Genomic DNA, 16,879 nt, shown 5'->3' with positions numbered 1-16,879 from the left:
TCATCGGCAGCTGGCGCGCTGTAACATATCTGGTGTCACGACCTTGAAATTTCAGCACGATTCCTGCCTCGCATCGCGAATTCTTAACATTAAGATCGCGATGGCCGAACGATCAGACAATATTGATAACACATGAATGTCACAGGAGGGAGTTAAGCAAACAGCATCCGGCTCGGCCCCACCTCCAGGATGGCAGCGGGCGCGCGTAAGTGAGGCATTCAGTGAGCCGAACGGCATTCCAGATCGGCTTCCTTGTCCAATGCGCGATGATCTGCGTGTTGCTCGGGTCGTGCAACACGGTGGGCAGCATTGCCGATGCCGACAGCAACAAGGACCCGGACGTCTTCGATAAGGTACGCTCGGTCGACCTGCTGCCGCGCTATCCGAACCAGTTGCCGCAACGACAACTTAGCACCGGCCCCAAAGCCAAGACCGCGATCTACGCCGCCGACCCCGGAGATGACGCCCCTACGGCGACATCGGCGCAGGCCGCCACGACCAGCGCGGACAAGTTCGAGCTGAATTTCGACAATTCGCCGATCGCATCCGTCGCCAAGATCGTGCTCGGAGACATTCTCGGCGTCGGCTACGTGATCGATCCACGCGTCCAGGGCAATATCAGCCTTTCGTCGGGTCGCCCCATCCCGAAAACGGACGTCGTGTTCGCGCTGGAGAATGCGCTTCGTCTGGTCAGCGTTGCACTCGTGCGCGACGATACCGGCTACCGTCTGATGCCCCAAACCGAGGCAGTCGGAGCCGGAATTGCGGATGGGGCCGACCGGATGACCCCCGGTTACGGCATCACGGTCGTGCCGCTGCAATATGTCTCTGCGCAGACGGTCATCAAGCTGGTCGACAGCTTTGCCACCAAACAGGGCATGATCCGCGCCGATACGAGCCGCAATCTCATTCTGATCCAGGGTACGGGCAGCGAGCGCCGCAACGCGGTCGACCTCGTGCTCAGCTTCGACGCAGATTTCCTCAAAGGACAATCCGTCGGCATTTTCCCGGTGCAGAACAGCAATCCTGGCCCCATCATCGTCGAGCTCGAGAAGATCGTGGACTCCGGCGAAGGCGGGATGACGCAGAACCTCATCAAATTCCAGTCGATCGCTCGCATGAACGCGGTGCTCGCGGTGACGCGCAAGCCGGAACTGCTCCAGCGCGTCGAGACCTGGATCCGTCGCCTCGACACGACCAACACGGGACGGTCGGCGGTCCACGTCTATCGCGTGAAGTTCGGCGACGCCAAGCAGATTGCACGCGTTCTCAACGACGTGTTCGGCGGCGGCGGAGGGTCGGCATCCCAGTCATCGTCGCTGGACACGCCCGCCGGGCAGGTCGCACCGGGCTCCGGCGCGTCAGCGAGCTCGAGCAGCGGCTCCGCACTCAACCGCCTGTCGGCCTCCCCCACCGGCCAGTCGTCGGGATCGGGCGGCTTCGGATCGAGCGGCCGCAGCGGTGGCGGCGGCGGCGGATTTGCAGCAGATTCATCGTCCTCCAATCAGGCGAGCTACGGCACCAGTTCGGCGCAGGGCGGCGGTAGCCTGTTCGACAATTCCGGCACGAGCCAGAGCGGGGGACGGGGCGGCCCCGGCGGAGCCGGCGTTCTCGACGGCGTTCGCATCACTGCCGACAGCGTCAACAACACACTCCTGATCTATGCAAGCCAGGAGCAGTATCGCACCATCGAACAGACCATCAAGGAGGTCGACCAGCCCCAGCTTCAGGTCGCGATCGACGCCACGATCGCCGAGGTGACGCTGACCGACGATCTTCAATACGGCATCCAGTCCTACATCATGAGCCACGATCTTGGTCTCAAGTCCAACACCGGATCGATCGGCTACGGCGGCGCGAGCGCGATTGCCGCCGCGGCAACCGACATCGTGCTCCAGCGCGCCATCCCGGGCTTCAACTTCCTGGTCGGCTCTGCGCAGACCCCGAGGGCGGTGCTCAATGCCTTGCATGCAATCACCGACGTCAAGGTGCTGTCGAATCCGTCCGTGGTCGTGATCGACAACCAGATCGCGACGCTCCAGGTCGGCGACGAGATCCCGATCCAGACCGGAAGCGCGACCGTTCTGACCGGCAGCAACACGATTGCCAATACCACGGACTACCGCAGCACCGGCATCATCCTGCGCGTCGTGCCGCGGATCAATGCGAACGGTAACGTCCGGCTCGATGTCGAGCAGGAGATTTCCAATCCCGTATCCAATTCCTCGTCAGGCTCCTCCTCGACTTCGACCAACTCGCTGACGCCGACGGTGTCGACCCGCAAGGTGCGCAGCTCCGTTGCGGTCGCCAGCGGGCAGACGGTGCTGCTGGCAGGCCTGATCAGCGACAGCCAGACCAAGTCCCGCTCCGGCATTCCCGGGCTCGACCAGATTCCCGTCATCGGCGAAGCCGTGTTCGGGCAGACGGAGAAGCAGGTCAAGCGAACCGAGCTGATCATTTTCATCCGCCCGCAAATCATCCGTGACGGCGCGGACGCCCACTTCGTCGCCGAGGAACTGCGTACCAAGCTGCGCGGCACGATCAACGCGATTGGGCCGAAGTCGACGACCCCGACCACGTACCAGTGAGCCCGGGTGCGAACCCGAGCGAGATCATGTCGCAGTCGGCGTCGCGCCTTCGGGGTTTACCTCGCAGATGCGGCAATGTATAACATTGGCATAACATAACTGGATGACGTAACGCTATGACGCATCATGCTCCGAATTCGTTCGGAACGGGGCGATCGCGGTTAGCGGGAATTTTGGAGACCGAATGTCTCAGGCAAATCAAGCGAAGACCCCGTCGAAAGCGATGACGCGCCGCACGATTTTTGCTGCCGCGGCTGCAATCGCGGGGTTCGGGGTCGGGCCCGCCCGGGCCTACCCGCACGGCCATAACTGCTTCCTGAAAGGCACCGGGATTGCGACCCCCACGCGCGCCTGCAGGATCGAGGACCTCGGCGTCGGCGACATTGTGCTGACCGCCTTCGGAGGAGCAAGGCCGATCGAGTCCATCGCGCGATTCCGGCGGACGCGCCACGATCCGAGCAAGCCTTGGGGCAAGCATGAGCGTCCCGTCCGCATCGCTCGCGGCGCACTCGCTCCCAATGTCCCGTCGGCCGACCTGTTCGTGACGGGGGGACATGCATTGCTGATCGATGGCCTGTTGATCCCGGCGGAGTGCCTGATCAACGAGGCCACGATCTCGCTCTACCCGGCCCATGAGCATGACGAACTGGAATTCTTTCATATCAAGCTCGCGAGCCACGACGTGATCTATGCCGAGGACGCACCTTGCGAGTCCCTGCTCCGTGTCGATGATGCAATGAGCGGCTCCTCCAGCGATCCCGGCGTGACGCTGGAGCGACATTGTGCGCCAATCATTCACAATGGTCTGCGCGCAGAATGGACCGCCGGCGTCAGGAACTTGCTATCGTCGTCGCAGCACATGCGAAAACTCCACCTCATCCGGGCCCGGCTGAATGCCCGTGCGGCCGCTCTTGGCGGGCGGCAGGTGGTGGGAACGGCGGCATAGCACGCGCCACATCTCCAATTATAGCGGTTTGGCGCCGCTGGTTGATACGTGAACGACCTCCGCGACGATGAACCGGGCGAAGCGATTGCCGCCGCAGAGATATCGGCTTGGTGCGCTCGGAGGACGACATCGGGCTGCTTCCCGCCAGATGCGTCCACCGCTCATTGCGTCCACCGCTCATAAGGTGGCGCCGGCTCCGATAATTGTATTACGCAACCATCGGTGGGCGGGGACATCGTCAAAGCGCCGGTGCCAGCTCATCACGCTGTGCAGAACTGGAGCTTCGAACGGCAGCTCCCTGATCTCGATGGGATAGGCGCGGCGGAACTCCAGCGCCAGCTTGCGTCCGAGGATGGCAACCAAGTTCGATTGCACCAGAACCGCCCCTGCGGAGAGATAGGGCACGTCGGAGGCGACAAAGCGGGCGTCCTTCCTTGCTTTGAAGAACGCATCCATAAACTCCAAGTTCTCCCCGCTCGAGCTGATCCCCAGATGCCCCAATTCGGCAAGCACCCCCGCCGTCAACCGCCTTCGTAGCGCCGGATGGCCGCTCCGGAGCGCGGCCACAAAGCGATCCTCGATGAGCTGTTGCGAGGCGAACCGCTCGCCATCGATAACCTGCCCCGACAACGCAAGGTCGAGCTCGCCGCGGTCCAACCGATCCGCGAGATGCAGGGTCCCACTGGGCACGAATGACAGTCGCACAGCCGGCGCCTGCGCGCGCACCGCGGCCAGGATCGGCCCCACCGCGACCACGGCTGCATAGTTGTTCACCGCGATCGTGAACCGCCGGTCCGCCGTCGAAGGATCGAATGTGTCACCCTCGACAGCGAGCTGCAGATCGTTGAGAGCCTTGCGAACCGGAAGCGCAAGCTGCTCGGCTCTGGGGGTCGGACTCATTCCAGCGGGGGTGCGGATGAACAGCTTGTCCTTCAGCGCATGGCGCAGCCGGTTGAGTGCGTGACTGACGGCCGGCTGGCTGATGGCAAGGCTGTCCGCGGCGCGCACCACGCTGCGCTCGCGCAGCACCGCGTCGAACACCAGGAGCAGATTGAGATCGAGGCTGCGCAGTCTCATGAGGCTTCGATGCACGACACGAATTGGCGGATTAGCTCAATTCATTTGAATAATAATCCTGCCGCATCCAACTTCAAGTCATGTCAATACGTCCGCCATACGGGATCGCCGCGCGGCCGGCGCGCTTGGCCGCGAAGGTCACCGTCGCAGTCATTGCAGGGCCGGACGCCCCGCTGGTTGCGACGCTTGAGGACCTGCGCCGCTGGCCGCGACTGACACCGCTCGCGTTGTGGTCCGCCGTTTCCATCCGCGGTGTCCCTCCGGACAAGAATTTGCCTGATGAGATCCTGCGCGGCATTGCCGCTGAGCTGGCCCGGCGCGACATAGAGGCGCACCGACTGATCCTGCTTGCAGAGGGTAAGGCGGCCCGCGCCGCGCTAGAGCTCGTGCTGCGCGGAGGGATCGACTGCGCCGGCCTTCTTGCGATCGCGGTTCCCTGCGCGGCGCTGTCGTTTCGCATCGTCCCCACCGCCGCTGCCATCCGGCTTGTCGTGCGTCGCGAGGATCGCCGGGACTCGCAGGTCGATCTCGTCACCGCGCTGCGCACTGCCGACATCGACGCGCGGATCATGGGGTTCGATTCGGCCGCAGCGAAAGACGCGTGAGCCGCGGCAATGCAGCCGAAACCTTTGCCCTGGAGCTGGTCGCAAATGCCAGCCGCCGAAGCCGCCGTTATGGAGTGTGAAGCGATGCCGTCCAGAAAGACTCTTCTCCTCGTCGGCTCGGTTCTCCTGATCGGAGCCGGGATCGGCTCGCATGTCCTGCACGACGGCACGCCAGGCCATGCGGCTGAGCCCAAGGCGACGTCCAAGGTGACGTCCAAGGCCGCGCCGCCCGTTCCGGTGACGGCTGCCCACGCGCGCAAGGGCGACGTGCCCATCGTGCTCGAAGGGCTCGGCACGGTGACGCCCATCAACACCGCGGCCATCCACACCCAGATCCAGGGAACGCTCGACAGCGTCGATTTCGTCGAGGGACAGGAAGTGAAACGCGGCGACGTGCTGGCGAAAATCGATCCGCGCGTGTTCGAGGCGCAGGTCGACCAGGCGGAAGCGGCCCTCGCCCGTGATCAGGCGGGCTTGAAGAACGCGCAAGTCAACCTGGCGCGGACGCAGCCGCTTGCCGCGCGTGGATTTGCCACCCAGCAATTGCTCGATACTCAGGATTCGCAGGTGGCGCAGGGCCAAGGCACGGTCGCGCTTGACAAGGCGGCGCTGGAGGCTGCGCAAACCCAGTTGAGCTACACCACGATCACCGCGCCATTCGATGGGATCACCGGCATCCGCCGCATCGATCCCGGTAATATCGTGCATCCAACGGACGCGACCGGGCTTGTGATCCTCACGCAACTCCAGCCAATCTCGATCATCTTCACCCTGCCCTCGACCGACATTCCCGGCGTGCAGAAAGCGATCACCTCCGGCGAGGCGTCAGTCGACGCCTATGACGCGGCCAACACGCACAGGCTCGACCATGGTAGCCTGATGCTGATCGACAATCAGGTGGACGCATCCACCGGCACGGTACGGGTGAAGGCGTCCTTTCCGAACGAAAAGAAGAACCTCTGGCCGGGATCGTTCGTCAACATCCATCTCACCGTCGCGCTCCGCCATGACGCCGTAACCGTGCCGCTAACGGCTGTTCAGCAGGGACCAAGCGGCACCTTCGTCTACGTCGTCGATGCGAATCATTCCGTGAGCGCGCGCAAGATCAAGGCCGGCCAGTCGCGCGAGGACAAAGTGCTGATCGACCAGGGTCTGTCCGGAGACGAAACCGTTGTCACCGCCGGTCAGTACCGGCTGACGCCCGGGACGTTGGTCGAAGTCGTACCCGATAATCGCAAGGACATGGTTCAGAACGCCACCACCGCAAGCGCAGGCATGCTGCCATGAGCGTCTCCCAAGGCTTCATTCGCAAACCCGTCGCGACCGCCTTCCTCGCGATCGGCATCATGCTGATCGGCCTGATTGCCTTCTTCCGGTTGCCCGTTTCGGCCCTGCCGACGGTGGACACACCAACGATCCAGGTCACCGCGCAGCTGCCCGGCGCCGATCCGCAAACCATGGGCTCATCGGTCGCCACGCCGTTGGAGCGCCAGTTCGGGCAGATCGCGGGCCTGACGGCCATGACCTCATCGAGCGGCTTCGGCAACACCGAGATCACCCTGCAGTTTGCGCTGAGCCGCAGCACCGACGCGGCCGCGCAGGACGTGCAGGCCGCGATCAATGCGGCCGCCGGGCAATTGCCGAAAACCATGCCGTCGCCGCCGATCTTCCGCAAGGTCAATCCGGCCGACGTGCCGGTGCTCCTGATCGCACTGACGTCGGACACCGAACCGCTTACCAAGGTCGACGATTATGCCGACAGCATCCTGGCGCAAAAACTGTCGCAGGTGCCGGGCGTGTCATTGGTCACGATCGGCGGTATGCAAAAGCCCTCGATCCGTGTCCAGGTCAATCCAGCAAAGCTTGCCGGGGCCGGCATCGATCTCGAGCAATTGCGCTCGACACTCGGCAACGTCACCGTCAACCAGCCCAAGGGCGTCCTCTACGGCAATGAACAGGCCTACACGCTGGCGACCAATGACCAGGTGCTGAACGCCAAGGGCTATGACGATCTGATCATCGCCTATCGGAACGGCGCGCCGGTGCGGCTGCGTGACATCGGCCATGCCGAAGTCGCGGCGGAGGACGTGACGCTGCACGGCTGGTACAACGACAAGCCGTCGGTGGTTCTCGCCATTCAGCGCCAGCCGGGCGCCAACGTGATCGGCACGGTGGACGGCATCAAGAAGCTGCTGCCGCAGCTGGTCGCGGGCCTACCCTCGGATATCAAGGTCACGATTGCATCTGACCGTACGCAGACGATCCGCGCCAGCGTTGCCGACGTGCAGTTCACGCTGCTCCTGACCATCGCACTCGTGGTCGGCGTCATCTTCCTGTTCCTACGCAATTTCTGGGCGACCGTCATTCCCGCGATTTCGGTGCCGATCTCGCTGATCGGCACGTTCGGCGTGATGTATCTCTTGAACTACAGCCTCGACAATCTGTCGCTGATGGGCCTTTCGATCGCGGTCGGCTTCGTCGTCGACGATGCTATCGTCATGATCGAGAACATATCCCGGCATATCGAAGAGGGACTATCGCCGCTGGCGGCCGCGCTGAAGGGCGCCGGCGAGATCGGGTTCACCATCATGTCGATTTCGGTGTCGCTGGTTGCGGTGTTCATTCCCCTGCTCCTGATGGGCGGCGTGATCGGACGGATGTTCCAGGAATTCGCGGTCACCGTATGCGTTGCGATCGCCGTTTCCGTGATCGTGTCGGTGACGTTGACGCCGATGATGTGTGCTTACCTGCTTTCCGGCCACGGCGCAGGTACAGGCGTGGTGTCGCGGACGCTGGAGCGCGGATTCGTGGCGATCCAGCGCGGCTACGAAGCTCTTCTGTCCGTTGCATTGCGGTTCAAGCTCGCGACGCTGGCGCTCATGCTTGCGAGCGTCGTGGCAACGGGCGTGTTGTTTGTAGGCATTCCGAAAGGGTTCTTTCCCCAGCAGGATACCGGCATGATCACCGGCATCACGGAAGCCTCGGCCGACGTCTCACCGACGCAGATGTCGGAGCTGCAGCGGGGCGTGATCGACGTAATTGCGAAGGACCCTTCGGTCGCCAACGCCACGGGTTATATCGGCCCCGGGGGACCGACCGTGACCGAGAATAACGGCCGCCTGTTCGTGCTGCTCAAGCCGCGGAGCGAGCGCCAGTTCAGCGCCGACGAGGTGATCCGGCAGCTCGATGCCAAACTCGCCAAGCTTCAGGGGATCGCCGTGTTCATGCAGGCGACGCAGGACATCAATCTCGCCAGCCGCCTGTCCAAGACCCAGTACCAGTTCACGCTCACGGATGTGAACCAGGACGAGCTGAACAGCTGGGCCAGCAAGCTGTTCGAGAAACTGAAAAAGCGGCCGGAGTTCGCCGACGTCGCCAGCGACCAGGCCAATGCCGCGCGTCAGCTCAAGCTCAAGATCGACCGCGATGCCGCATCCCGCCTCGGCATCGATCCGGCGGCGGTGGACAATACGCTGTACGATGCGTTCGGCCAGCGTCACGTCGCCCAGCTCTTCACCACGCTGAACACCTATTACGTGATCCTCGAGGTCGATCCGTCGTTCCAGTCCGGCCCCTATGCGCTCAATCGCATTTACGTCCGCTCATCGAACGGATCGGTGGCACCGCTCAGCCAGTTCACGACGATCGAATATGGCTCGGCGGCGCTGGCTGTGAACCATCAGAACCAGTTTCCGTCGGTCACGCTGAGCTTCAATCTGTCGCCCGGCACGGCTGTCGGCACGGCGGTCGCCGCCGTGCAGCAGGAGACCGCCGGGCTGCATATGCCTTCGACCATTGCGACGAGCTTCCAGGGCAACGCCCAGGCTTTCCAGTCTGCGCTCGCCTCCACGCCTGTGCTGATCCTGGCTGCGATCGTCGCGGTCTATCTGATTCTCGGCATGCTCTATGAAAGCACGATCCATCCGGTCACGATCCTGTCGACGCTACCGTCGGCCGGGCTCGGCGCGCTCATGGCGCTCTGGACCTTCGGCTTCGGGCTCGACGTCATCGGGCTGATCGGCATCATTCTCCTGATCGGTCTGGTGCAAAAGAACGGAATCATGCTGATCGATTTCGCGCTCGAGGCCGAGCGCCACAGGGGACTTTCGGCGGAGCAGTCCGCGCTGGAGGCCTGCAGGGTCAGGTTCCGTCCGATCCTGATGACGACCATGTGCGCGATGCTCGGAGGCGTGCCGTTGATGATCGGCACGGGGACCGGATCAGAATTGAGGCAACCGCTCGGCTTCGCGATCGTCGGCGGCCTTATCGTCTCGCAGCTCTTGACGCTGTTCACAACGCCGGTGGTCTACATCTATCTCCAGAACGTCAGCGACTGGTTCGCACGTAAACGCGCGATGCACCGCGCTTCCCGTCCCACTGTCAAACCGGAGCTTGCAGGATGAACGGCAAGACGAAGGGACTGCGCGAGGGCTCCGAATGACGCGCCATCGATCCGCATGAGCATCGTTCCAGAGCTCTCGGCCACTTTCTGGACCAACTGGCTCCTCGCGGCCATGGCGGGCGAGATCGCGGGCCATGCACTCAATCAGATCTACCTTCACCGCTCGGGAAGAGTGATCGTCGCGCTCATGCTGTGCTTCCTTGCGACGTCGATATTGCAGGGAACGACCCGGCGGCTTCCGCGGGTGATGTTCTGGTTCGCCGCATTCTTGCTCAGTCTGTTGGGTGCGGTGCTGGCAGAGACAACCGATATCTCGATGGGAGTCGGCGACGGCGGCGCGATTCTGCTCATCGCCATCCCGCTCATCTTCTCCTTCGTGATCTGCTATCGCCTCACGGGAAATCTGCCGGGTCCTGCGGATGGCTCCAATGTCCGCGGCTTCTTCTGGGCGACGGCAATGCTGGCCCAAACAGTCGCCAGCGCGTGCGCAGACTGGATCATCGACCCCGGCGGGCCGTCGGAGCGCTTGGCGATCGCCGTGATCGCGCTTGGCATCGCAGCGACCATCGGGGCTCATTCATGCATGCGCGTGCCGCGCCCGATATTGTTTTGGCCAGCGTTCGTTCTGTCGGGGACCGTGGCCGCACTCGCGGGACACGTCGTTCTGAGATCAATCGAATGAAGCATCCAAGATGCAGCGGTAGCCAAGTTGCGGGTTGAGCAGCTTCGATAACATCGCGTCGCGCCGATTCTTCGGCGGAGGAGGGTTCAAAGCGCCCGACGCGACATGAGAGCAATGCTCGGAGACGCGATCAAACATGCGGATTGGCGGACCAGCATCCGGCACTCCGCGCGCTAAAATATACTTCGTATCAATAACTTATTGGGCTTGGTGCGCTCGGAGGGACTCGAACCCCCACGATTTTACTCACTGCCACCTCAAGGCAGCGCGTCTACCAGTTCCGCCACGAGCGCTTTTGGGGATGCCGGCCTGAGGCTTGAAGGCCGGCCGGATCAACGGCGCCGATCTAACAAATCCATCAGAGGGGTACAAGCCTGCAAAGGCCCCGAATTCCACAAGCTTGGCAGGAAAGTTCCGGCCCTCCCCCGGAATCGGGCTTTTGCCGCGAGCCCAGGCTGCTACCACATGCCCAGGCTGCTACCGCATGCCCGGCGTGCGCGGCAGCATCTGCTTGACCTCGACCGCGATCCGGTTGCGGTCGACCAGCACGACGCCGGAGGCGACCGGCAGATTGTTGGCCAGAACCTTGACCTCGTCGGCCTCGGTTGCGTCGAGCTCAATGATGGCGCCGCGGGAAAGACGCAATACTTGATGAATCGGCATAGTGGTCGTGCCGAGGACGACCATGAGATCCACGGTGACTTTATCGAGAGTGGGCACTGTCAGAACCGCCGCAACTTGAGACCTAGGACTTGGGACTCTTCATTTGCTCCCGAGATCATCACCACGTTATGGTTAGCCAATGGTTAATTCGCCGCAAAACCCGCGCCAAGACCTCGATTTGACGTCGTTTTCCGCCTCTTCGGGCGCGCCCGTGGAATGGCGGATTTCGGATGCTCCGGTGCCCTATCCGAAGGCCGTGGCCGCCATGGAGGCACGCGTTGCCGCGATCGCGGCTGGCGAGGCGCCGGAGCTGGTCTGGCTGCTCGAGCACCCTCCGCTGTATACCTCCGGCACCTCCGGTAAGGACTCCGACCTGCTCGATCCCCGATTCCCAACCTTTGCGACGGGGCGCGGCGGGCAGCTGACCTATCACGGGCCCGGCCAGCGGGTGGCCTACATCATGCTCGACCTCAAGCGGCGCCGGCCGGACGTGCGGGCCTATGTCGCGAGCCTGGAGGAACTGATCCTGAAGACGCTCGCCGCCTTCAACGTCCGCGGCGAGCGGCGCGAGGACCGGGTCGGCGTCTGGGTGAAGCGGCCCGACAAAGGCGTGGGCCACGAGGACAAGATCGCCGCGATCGGCGTGCGGCTGAAGCGCTGGGTCTCGTTCCACGGCATCGCCATCAATGTCGAGCCTGAGCTGGAGCACTTTGCCGGCATCGTGCCCTGCGGCGTCACTGACGCCCGCTATGGCGTCACCTCGCTGGTCGATCTCGGCCAGCTCGTGACCATGGCCGATGTCGACGTCGCGCTGCGTCAGGCGTTCGAGGAGCTGTTCGGGCCGACCAAGGCGCAGGTGCCGGAGGCGGCCGTCTAGCATTTTTTCTGTATCAGGCCGACCGCGCGCGTTCTCTGCACGCCGTCGAATCGGCTATGCCTGAGCCAGGTGCCGCCCACGCCTCCCCCCTCCGCCGGGAAAGTACATTTCATGCCGGGCGACTAAACCATCGGACCGACTGTTCGAGCGCCAGGCATAAGGAGGGATTGCGCTTTCTGCTCGCAATGGGAGGTTTTGACGATGAAGCTGTCTGCGCCGATCTATCATCTGAAGCGACGGGCAAAGCGCCTGTCCCGCGAGCAAGGCATTCCGCTCCATGACGCGCTTGACCGCGTCGCCGCCGCGGAAGGGTTTTCCGCCTGGAGCATGTTGGCGGGGAAGGCTGCGGCGATGACGCCGGCTAACAAGCTGTTCCCGCAATTCCGGCCCGGCGACCTCGTGCTGGTCGGCGCGCGCCCCGGCCAGGGCAAGACGTTGATGAGCCTCGAACTCGCCGTGGCGGCCATGAAGTCGGGTCATCGCGCCGCATTCTTCTCGCTCGAATACACAGAGAAGGACGTGCTTGATCGCTTGCGTGCGATCGGCGCCGATCCGGCGCAGTTCGACAAGCTGTTGGAGGTCGACTGCTCCGATGCCATCAGTGCCGATTACGTCGTCAAGCAGATGGTCACGGCTCCCCGCGGCACAATCGTCGTGATCGATTATCTGCAACTGCTCGACCAGCGGCGCGAAAACCCAGACCTCACCGTTCAGGTGCGCGCGCTGAAATCCTTCGCGCGCGACAAGGGACTGATCGTCGTCTTCATCTCGCAGATCGACCGGTCCTATGATCCCGTGACCAAGCCCTGCCCCGATCTCGGCGATGTCAGGCTGCCGAACCCGCTGGACCTGAACCTGTTCGACAAGACGTGCTTTCTGAACAATTCCGAAGTTCAGTTCCGCGCCGCAAGCTGATGATCAGGCCGCGGGTGGGATCACGCACCCGCGGCTTGCAGCCTCACGCCGCAGCTGGCGACACTTCGAGCTTGCCGGCGATATAGCGGCGCTCCTGGGTCAGGCCGCCAAAGCCGTAGGCGTCGCCCTTGACCTCGTCGACATGCAGATAGGTCTCGGGATGCAGCGGGCCAAGAATCTCGGCCATGCGCTTGAACATGGCGGCCAGATAGGCCGCCTTCTCATCCTTGGTGTTGGTGCCTTCGGTGACGTGGATGTCGATCCAGTAGCTGGCGAGCCTCTGCTCGGCCAACGATTGGCCGCCGGCAAACCAATCGCCGGCATCGACTGCTCTCACGACGATGGCGGTGATCTTCGGATCCTTGTGCAGGATTTTTGCGGTGAGCTCGGACACGGCGCTGGCGATGTCGGCCTTCAGCGACGGCGACTGGCGGGAGGTGGTGTAGGACACTGTGATCAGGGGCATGGTCGTTCTCCTCAAATTGCCGCGGCTTCCTGCGGCGTTGGTGAGAAGCTAGACCTTCCCCAGTCATTTTGGTATCTTATCTCAGATGATACCAATGATAACGGTTCAAAATGACAGCCACGCTCGACATCGCCACCATCAAGGCCTTTCTGCTGGTCGCCGACCTCCAGAGTTTTACCCGTGCCGCCGAAGCGCTGGGCACGACGCAAGCCGCCGTCAGCCTTAAGCTTCAGCGGCTGGAGACGTTGCTCGGCAAGCGCCTCGTTGAGCGCTCGCCTCGCGCGGTCCGGCTCACCGCCGACGGCGCAGGGTTCCTCGATCGCGCCCGCGCCCTGATGCAGGCGCATGACCGTGCGCTGTCTGACGGGACATCGACTGCTCAATCGCTCTCGCTCGGCATCTCCGATCACGCCGCAGGCCCCGAGCTCGTGCCGCTGCTCGAACGCCTGCACGCGATGTCGTCGAACCTCACCCTCGCCGTCACCATCGGCTTCTCGCGCGAGATGCAGGATGCCTATGACGCGGGTCAGCTCGATGCGGTGATCGTCCGCCAGGAAGGCAGCCGCCGCGGCGGCGAGAAGCTGGCCGAGGACGAGTTTTGCTGGTTCGCATCAAGGCGCTTCGCCCTGCCGAAGGGCGAGCCGCTGCCGCTCGCAACACTCGCCCCGCCCTGCGGCGTCCGCGCCGTCGCCGTGCGCGCGCTGGACAAGGCCGACATCGCCTGGCGCGAGCGCTTCGTCGGCGGCGGCGTCACGGCAGTGGTCGCCGCTGCGCTCGCCGGACTCGCCATCGCGCCCCTGGCACGACGGATCGCGCCACCCGGACTGATCGACGTCGGACCCGCGCACAAGCTGCCGAAGCTCGGCAGCTCGAAGGTGATGCTGCATTCGAAGGTCAGCGATCCCGCCAAGCTCGCGGCGTTGCGTGCGGTGGCGGCGACGTTTCGAAGTGTAGCCGCCACCTGACGTCTCACAAGATCGCCTGGAACGCGCTGCGCAGCGTCTCGTGCCGAAACACAAAACCTCGGCTCAGCGCCTTGTTCGGCAGCACGCGCTGGCCGCCGAGCAGGAGTTCATCGGCAAAGCCGCCGCCGATCTTGCGCAACAGCCCGCCGGGAATGCGGAACACCGCGGGCCGGTGCAGACGTCGGCCGAGCTCTTCGGTGAATTTTGCGTTGGTGACCGGGATCGGCGCCGTGGCGTTGACGGGTCCCGTGAGATCCGGCGTCGCCATCACATAGGCGATCAGCCGGATCAGGTCGTCGCGCTCGATCCAGGACATCCACTGCCGCCCGGTGCCGAGCGGGCCGCCAAGACCGAATTCGAACGGCGTCAGCATGCGGGTGATGAAGCCGCCTTCGGTGCCGAGCACGAGGCCGATGCGCAAATAGACCACGCGAACGCCGAGCTCCTCCGCCGGCCGCGCCGCGGTCTCCCAGGCCGCGCACAGCTCGTGGCTGAAGCAGGCGTGGGATTTCGCCGACTCCGTCAGCACCTGGTCGGCCCACAGGCCGTACCAGCCGATTGCGGAGCCGCTGACGAGCACCTCGGGCTTGCGGTCGAGCCGCGCGATCAGTTTCACGACCTCACCGGTCATGTCGACGCGCGAGCTGATGATCTTGGCGCGCTTCGCCTCGGTCCACAGGCCATTGCCGATCGGCTCGCCGGCGAGATTGACGATGGCGTCGATCGGCGTGTCCGCGGCGAGCTGATCGAGGCTGGTGATGAGCGTCACCGGCGGTGGCAGCATCTCCGCCTTGGCGGGATTCCGAATCAGCGCGATGACGTGATGCCCTGCTCCGCTGAGGCTGGCCGCAAGACGGCTGCCGATGAAGCCGGTTGCGCCGGTGATCAGCACGCTCCTGCGGCCCCGTAGCTTGTCGACAAGTCCTTCCGCCGGAACGCTTCGCATGCGGCCGAGCCGGCGCATCGCGGCAAAATCCCTGACGCCGCAGAGCGCCGCGCCCACCGCGCAGGCGGTCGCGGCGATGCTGAGCAGGCCCTGATACACGATCGTCGCGCCGAACGGCTGCATCACCCAATCGATCAGCACCGGCAACAGCAGCACCAGGATGGCGCCGTAATTGATCGCCAGCAGCGTGTGGTTGATGCGCTCGCTCGGCGGCAGCTTCCGGCTCAGATCCTCCTCGACGAAATCCATCAGCGTGATGACGATCTCGGCCACCAGGACCGCTACGATCAGCAGCGCCAGTACGCCGTAGACCTCCAGCCAGCCGAGCAGCAGGAACAACAGCGCATACAGCATGTTGCGAATGCCGTGCAGCTTCAGCTCGAAGCGCTGCGATGGACGCCAGGCCAGGCGCTCGGTGAATTCATGGTGATAGAAGGTGTCGAACACGCCCATCACGATCTGGATGGCGATGAGCGTCCACAAGAGCGGCGTCATGACACGGCCTCCCTGAACACGGCGGACTGGTGGATCAGCGCGCCGTAACGCGGATGAATGACATCGAGGGTGAAGCGGAAGGCACCCTCGCCGAGATCGCTATGCGTCACCGTGAGGTCGCCCGGTGTGAGCCATGGCGGTAGCGGGATCCACAACCGCCCGAGCTGCAGGCCATAGCCGGCGCTGCGGAAGGTCAACGTCTGGCCTTCAACGGCGATGCGGAGCGCCATCGAGACGCCGCAGCCGACATATTCCTCGAGCCCGGTCGGGCCGGCGAAGCGCTTTGCGGAATGGATGACTTGGGGAAAGCCGCGCCTGCGCGCGCAAATGCGGGTCCAGGTCTGGCCGCCGGTCGCGCCGTCCTCGGTGACGGTGACGATCATCGGCACCCCGGTGTCGCGGCTGGTCGGCAGCGGCCCGCCGATCAGGCGTGCGGCTTGCGCAAACCACCAGCCGATATCGCTGAAGCTGACCTCGTCGACAACGCCGACATAGACGACGCTGTCGCCGTCGGCGACGCGCTTGGAAAAGCGCCGCCAGGTCGCGAGCGGCAGGCGGCCCCAATCCTCATCCAACAGCAGCGCGCGAAAGCGGCGGTCCTCGAGCAGCTTGGTGTGAGCGGAGGTTGGTACGTTGGAACCCGATAATCTCGCCGACGTCATCGCAACCTCCTCACCACTATTTGGCCTTGCCCAGCGGCAGCAGGTTGGCGATCTTCTCGCCAAGCCGCATCAAGGCGACCAGCCGCGGCCGCGGCACCTTCAGCATCTGCATGAACCAGTGGTCAGCGAGCTCGGTGAAGGCGAGCATCTCCTTCAGCCGTTTGCTCGCGACCGGACTGATGGTCGGATCATCCGTGGCATCGGACACGCAGGCCCTGAGCGCCACGATCGCCGGATCGATTTCCCGCTCCTTACGGCGCGCCGCGATTCGGGCCGCAACCTCCCAGATGTCGGTCTCGGCCTCGTAATGGTCGCGGCGGTCGCCGAGGATCGGCACCCGCCGGATCAGATTCCAGGCGAGCAGCTCCTTGAGCGAATTGGAAACGTTGGAGCGGGCCATGCCGAGCGTGTCGGCGATGTCCTCGGCCGTCATCGGCGCCTCGGCGAGATACAGCAGCCCGTGAATCTGGCTGACCGAACGGTTGACGCCCCACTGGTCCCCCATGTCGCCCCAATGCAGGATGAAGCGCTCAACGGCGGCGGGGAGTTTCTTCTTTCCGGTTATTTCTGTCATGACAGAAATATCTGAT

Annotated in this window: 15 protein-coding genes and 1 tRNA gene; 9 read left to right on the top strand and 7 right to left on the bottom strand. The window is 63.8% G+C overall.

Annotated elements, in window-relative coordinates; all coding sequences use genetic code 11:
• The first annotated feature begins 221 nt into the window (after positions 1 to 221).
• A complete protein-coding gene (gene gspD / locus JJB99_RS16865) occupies positions 222 to 2,588 on the top strand; it encodes a type II secretion system secretin GspD (protein WP_349629019.1) in 2,367 nt (788 codons plus the stop codon).
• 184 nt (positions 2,589 to 2,772) lie between these two features.
• Positions 2,773 to 3,534 carry a Hint domain-containing protein gene (locus tag JJB99_RS16860; protein WP_200499776.1) on the top strand — a complete coding sequence of 254 codons (762 nt, stop codon included), beginning with the start codon at positions 2,773 to 2,775 and terminating at the stop codon, positions 3,532 to 3,534.
• A 177-nt stretch (positions 3,535 to 3,711) separates the two neighbouring features.
• On the opposite strand, the gene JJB99_RS16855 is transcribed toward JJB99_RS16860, so the two are convergent.
• The gene (locus JJB99_RS16855; protein ID WP_200499775.1) at positions 3,712 to 4,611 is read right to left on the bottom strand and encodes a LysR family transcriptional regulator; all 900 of its coding nucleotides are present in this window, start codon (positions 4,609 to 4,611) and stop codon (positions 3,712 to 3,714) included.
• Positions 4,612 to 4,736: 125 nt separating this feature from the next.
• Here JJB99_RS16855 and JJB99_RS16850 point away from each other — a divergent pair, with 125 nt between their 5' ends.
• The 4 genes from JJB99_RS16850 (at position 4,737) to JJB99_RS16835 (ending at position 10,300) form a co-directional block, all read left to right on the top strand.
• On the top strand, positions 4,737 to 5,216 hold the full coding sequence (locus JJB99_RS16850; protein ID WP_246775268.1) for a hypothetical protein: 480 nt from the start codon (positions 4,737 to 4,739) through the stop codon (positions 5,214 to 5,216).
• Positions 5,217 to 5,300: 84 nt separating this feature from the next.
• Positions 5,301 to 6,503 (top strand): efflux RND transporter periplasmic adaptor subunit, encoded by a 1,203-nt coding sequence (locus JJB99_RS16845; RefSeq protein ID WP_246775267.1) that lies wholly within the window; start codon positions 5,301 to 5,303, stop codon positions 6,501 to 6,503.
• Complete coding sequence (locus tag JJB99_RS16840) at positions 6,500 to 9,619, top strand: efflux RND transporter permease subunit (RefSeq protein WP_200499774.1); 3,120 nt, start codon at positions 6,500 to 6,502, stop codon at positions 9,617 to 9,619. Before JJB99_RS16845 ends, JJB99_RS16840 begins: the two co-directional genes overlap by 4 nt.
• A gap of 54 nt (positions 9,620 to 9,673) precedes the next feature.
• On the top strand, positions 9,674 to 10,300 hold the full coding sequence (locus JJB99_RS16835; RefSeq protein ID WP_200500475.1) for a hypothetical protein: 627 nt from the start codon (positions 9,674 to 9,676) through the stop codon (positions 10,298 to 10,300).
• A gap of 208 nt (positions 10,301 to 10,508) precedes the next feature.
• Here the strand turns inward: JJB99_RS16835 and JJB99_RS16830 are convergent.
• Both JJB99_RS16830 and JJB99_RS16825 read right to left on the bottom strand, forming a co-directional pair.
• Positions 10,509 to 10,593: transfer RNA gene (locus JJB99_RS16830), tRNA-Leu, on the bottom strand.
• 184 nt (positions 10,594 to 10,777) lie between these two features.
• A complete protein-coding gene (locus tag JJB99_RS16825; RefSeq protein ID WP_200499773.1) occupies positions 10,778 to 11,020 on the bottom strand; it encodes a FliM/FliN family flagellar motor switch protein in 243 nt (80 codons plus the stop codon).
• 82 nt (positions 11,021 to 11,102) lie between these two features.
• On the opposite strand from JJB99_RS16825, the gene lipB reads away from it, so the two are divergent.
• Together lipB and JJB99_RS16815 are read left to right on the top strand one after the other, a co-directional pair.
• Complete coding sequence (gene lipB, locus JJB99_RS16820) at positions 11,103 to 11,840, top strand: lipoyl(octanoyl) transferase LipB (protein WP_200499772.1); 738 nt, start codon at positions 11,103 to 11,105, stop codon at positions 11,838 to 11,840.
• A 201-nt stretch (positions 11,841 to 12,041) separates the two neighbouring features.
• Positions 12,042 to 12,755 (top strand): DNA helicase, encoded by a 714-nt coding sequence (locus tag JJB99_RS16815; protein WP_200499771.1) that lies wholly within the window; start codon positions 12,042 to 12,044, stop codon positions 12,753 to 12,755.
• A 43-nt stretch (positions 12,756 to 12,798) separates the two neighbouring features.
• Here the strand turns inward: JJB99_RS16815 and JJB99_RS16810 are convergent, their stop codons facing one another.
• On the bottom strand, positions 12,799 to 13,221 hold the full coding sequence (locus JJB99_RS16810) for a tautomerase family protein (RefSeq protein WP_200499770.1): 423 nt from the start codon (positions 13,219 to 13,221) through the stop codon (positions 12,799 to 12,801).
• A 110-nt stretch (positions 13,222 to 13,331) separates the two neighbouring features.
• Between JJB99_RS16810 and JJB99_RS16805 the strand changes: the two genes are divergently transcribed.
• Positions 13,332 to 14,186: a LysR family transcriptional regulator gene (locus JJB99_RS16805; RefSeq protein WP_200499769.1), complete on the top strand. Its 855-nt coding sequence runs from the start codon at positions 13,332 to 13,334 to the stop codon at positions 14,184 to 14,186.
• Positions 14,187 to 14,190: 4 nt separating this feature from the next.
• Here the strand turns inward: JJB99_RS16805 and JJB99_RS16800 are convergent, their stop codons facing one another.
• The 3 genes from JJB99_RS16800 to JJB99_RS16790 are packed head-to-tail and all read right to left on the bottom strand — an operon-like array spanning position 14,191 to position 16,863.
• Complete coding sequence (locus JJB99_RS16800; protein ID WP_200499768.1) at positions 14,191 to 15,627, bottom strand: TIGR01777 family oxidoreductase; 1,437 nt, start codon at positions 15,625 to 15,627, stop codon at positions 14,191 to 14,193.
• Positions 15,624 to 16,289 carry a DUF4166 domain-containing protein gene (locus JJB99_RS16795; protein ID WP_200499767.1) on the bottom strand — a complete coding sequence of 222 codons (666 nt, stop codon included), beginning with the start codon at positions 16,287 to 16,289 and terminating at the stop codon, positions 15,624 to 15,626. Before JJB99_RS16795 ends, JJB99_RS16800 begins: the two co-directional genes overlap by 4 nt.
• A 16-nt stretch (positions 16,290 to 16,305) precedes the next feature.
• Entirely contained in the window at positions 16,306 to 16,863 is a 558-nt protein-coding gene (locus JJB99_RS16790) for a GbsR/MarR family transcriptional regulator (RefSeq protein WP_200499766.1), read from the bottom strand.
• Positions 16,864 to 16,879 lie beyond the last annotated feature (16 nt).

Origin of the sequence: Bradyrhizobium diazoefficiens (genome assembly GCF_016616235.1) — a bacterium.
Lineage (GTDB): Bacteria > Pseudomonadota > Alphaproteobacteria > Rhizobiales > Xanthobacteraceae > Bradyrhizobium > Bradyrhizobium diazoefficiens_H.
The sequence above is the reverse complement of the archived record's forward strand: the minus strand, read 5'-3'. Positions and strand labels throughout refer to the sequence as shown.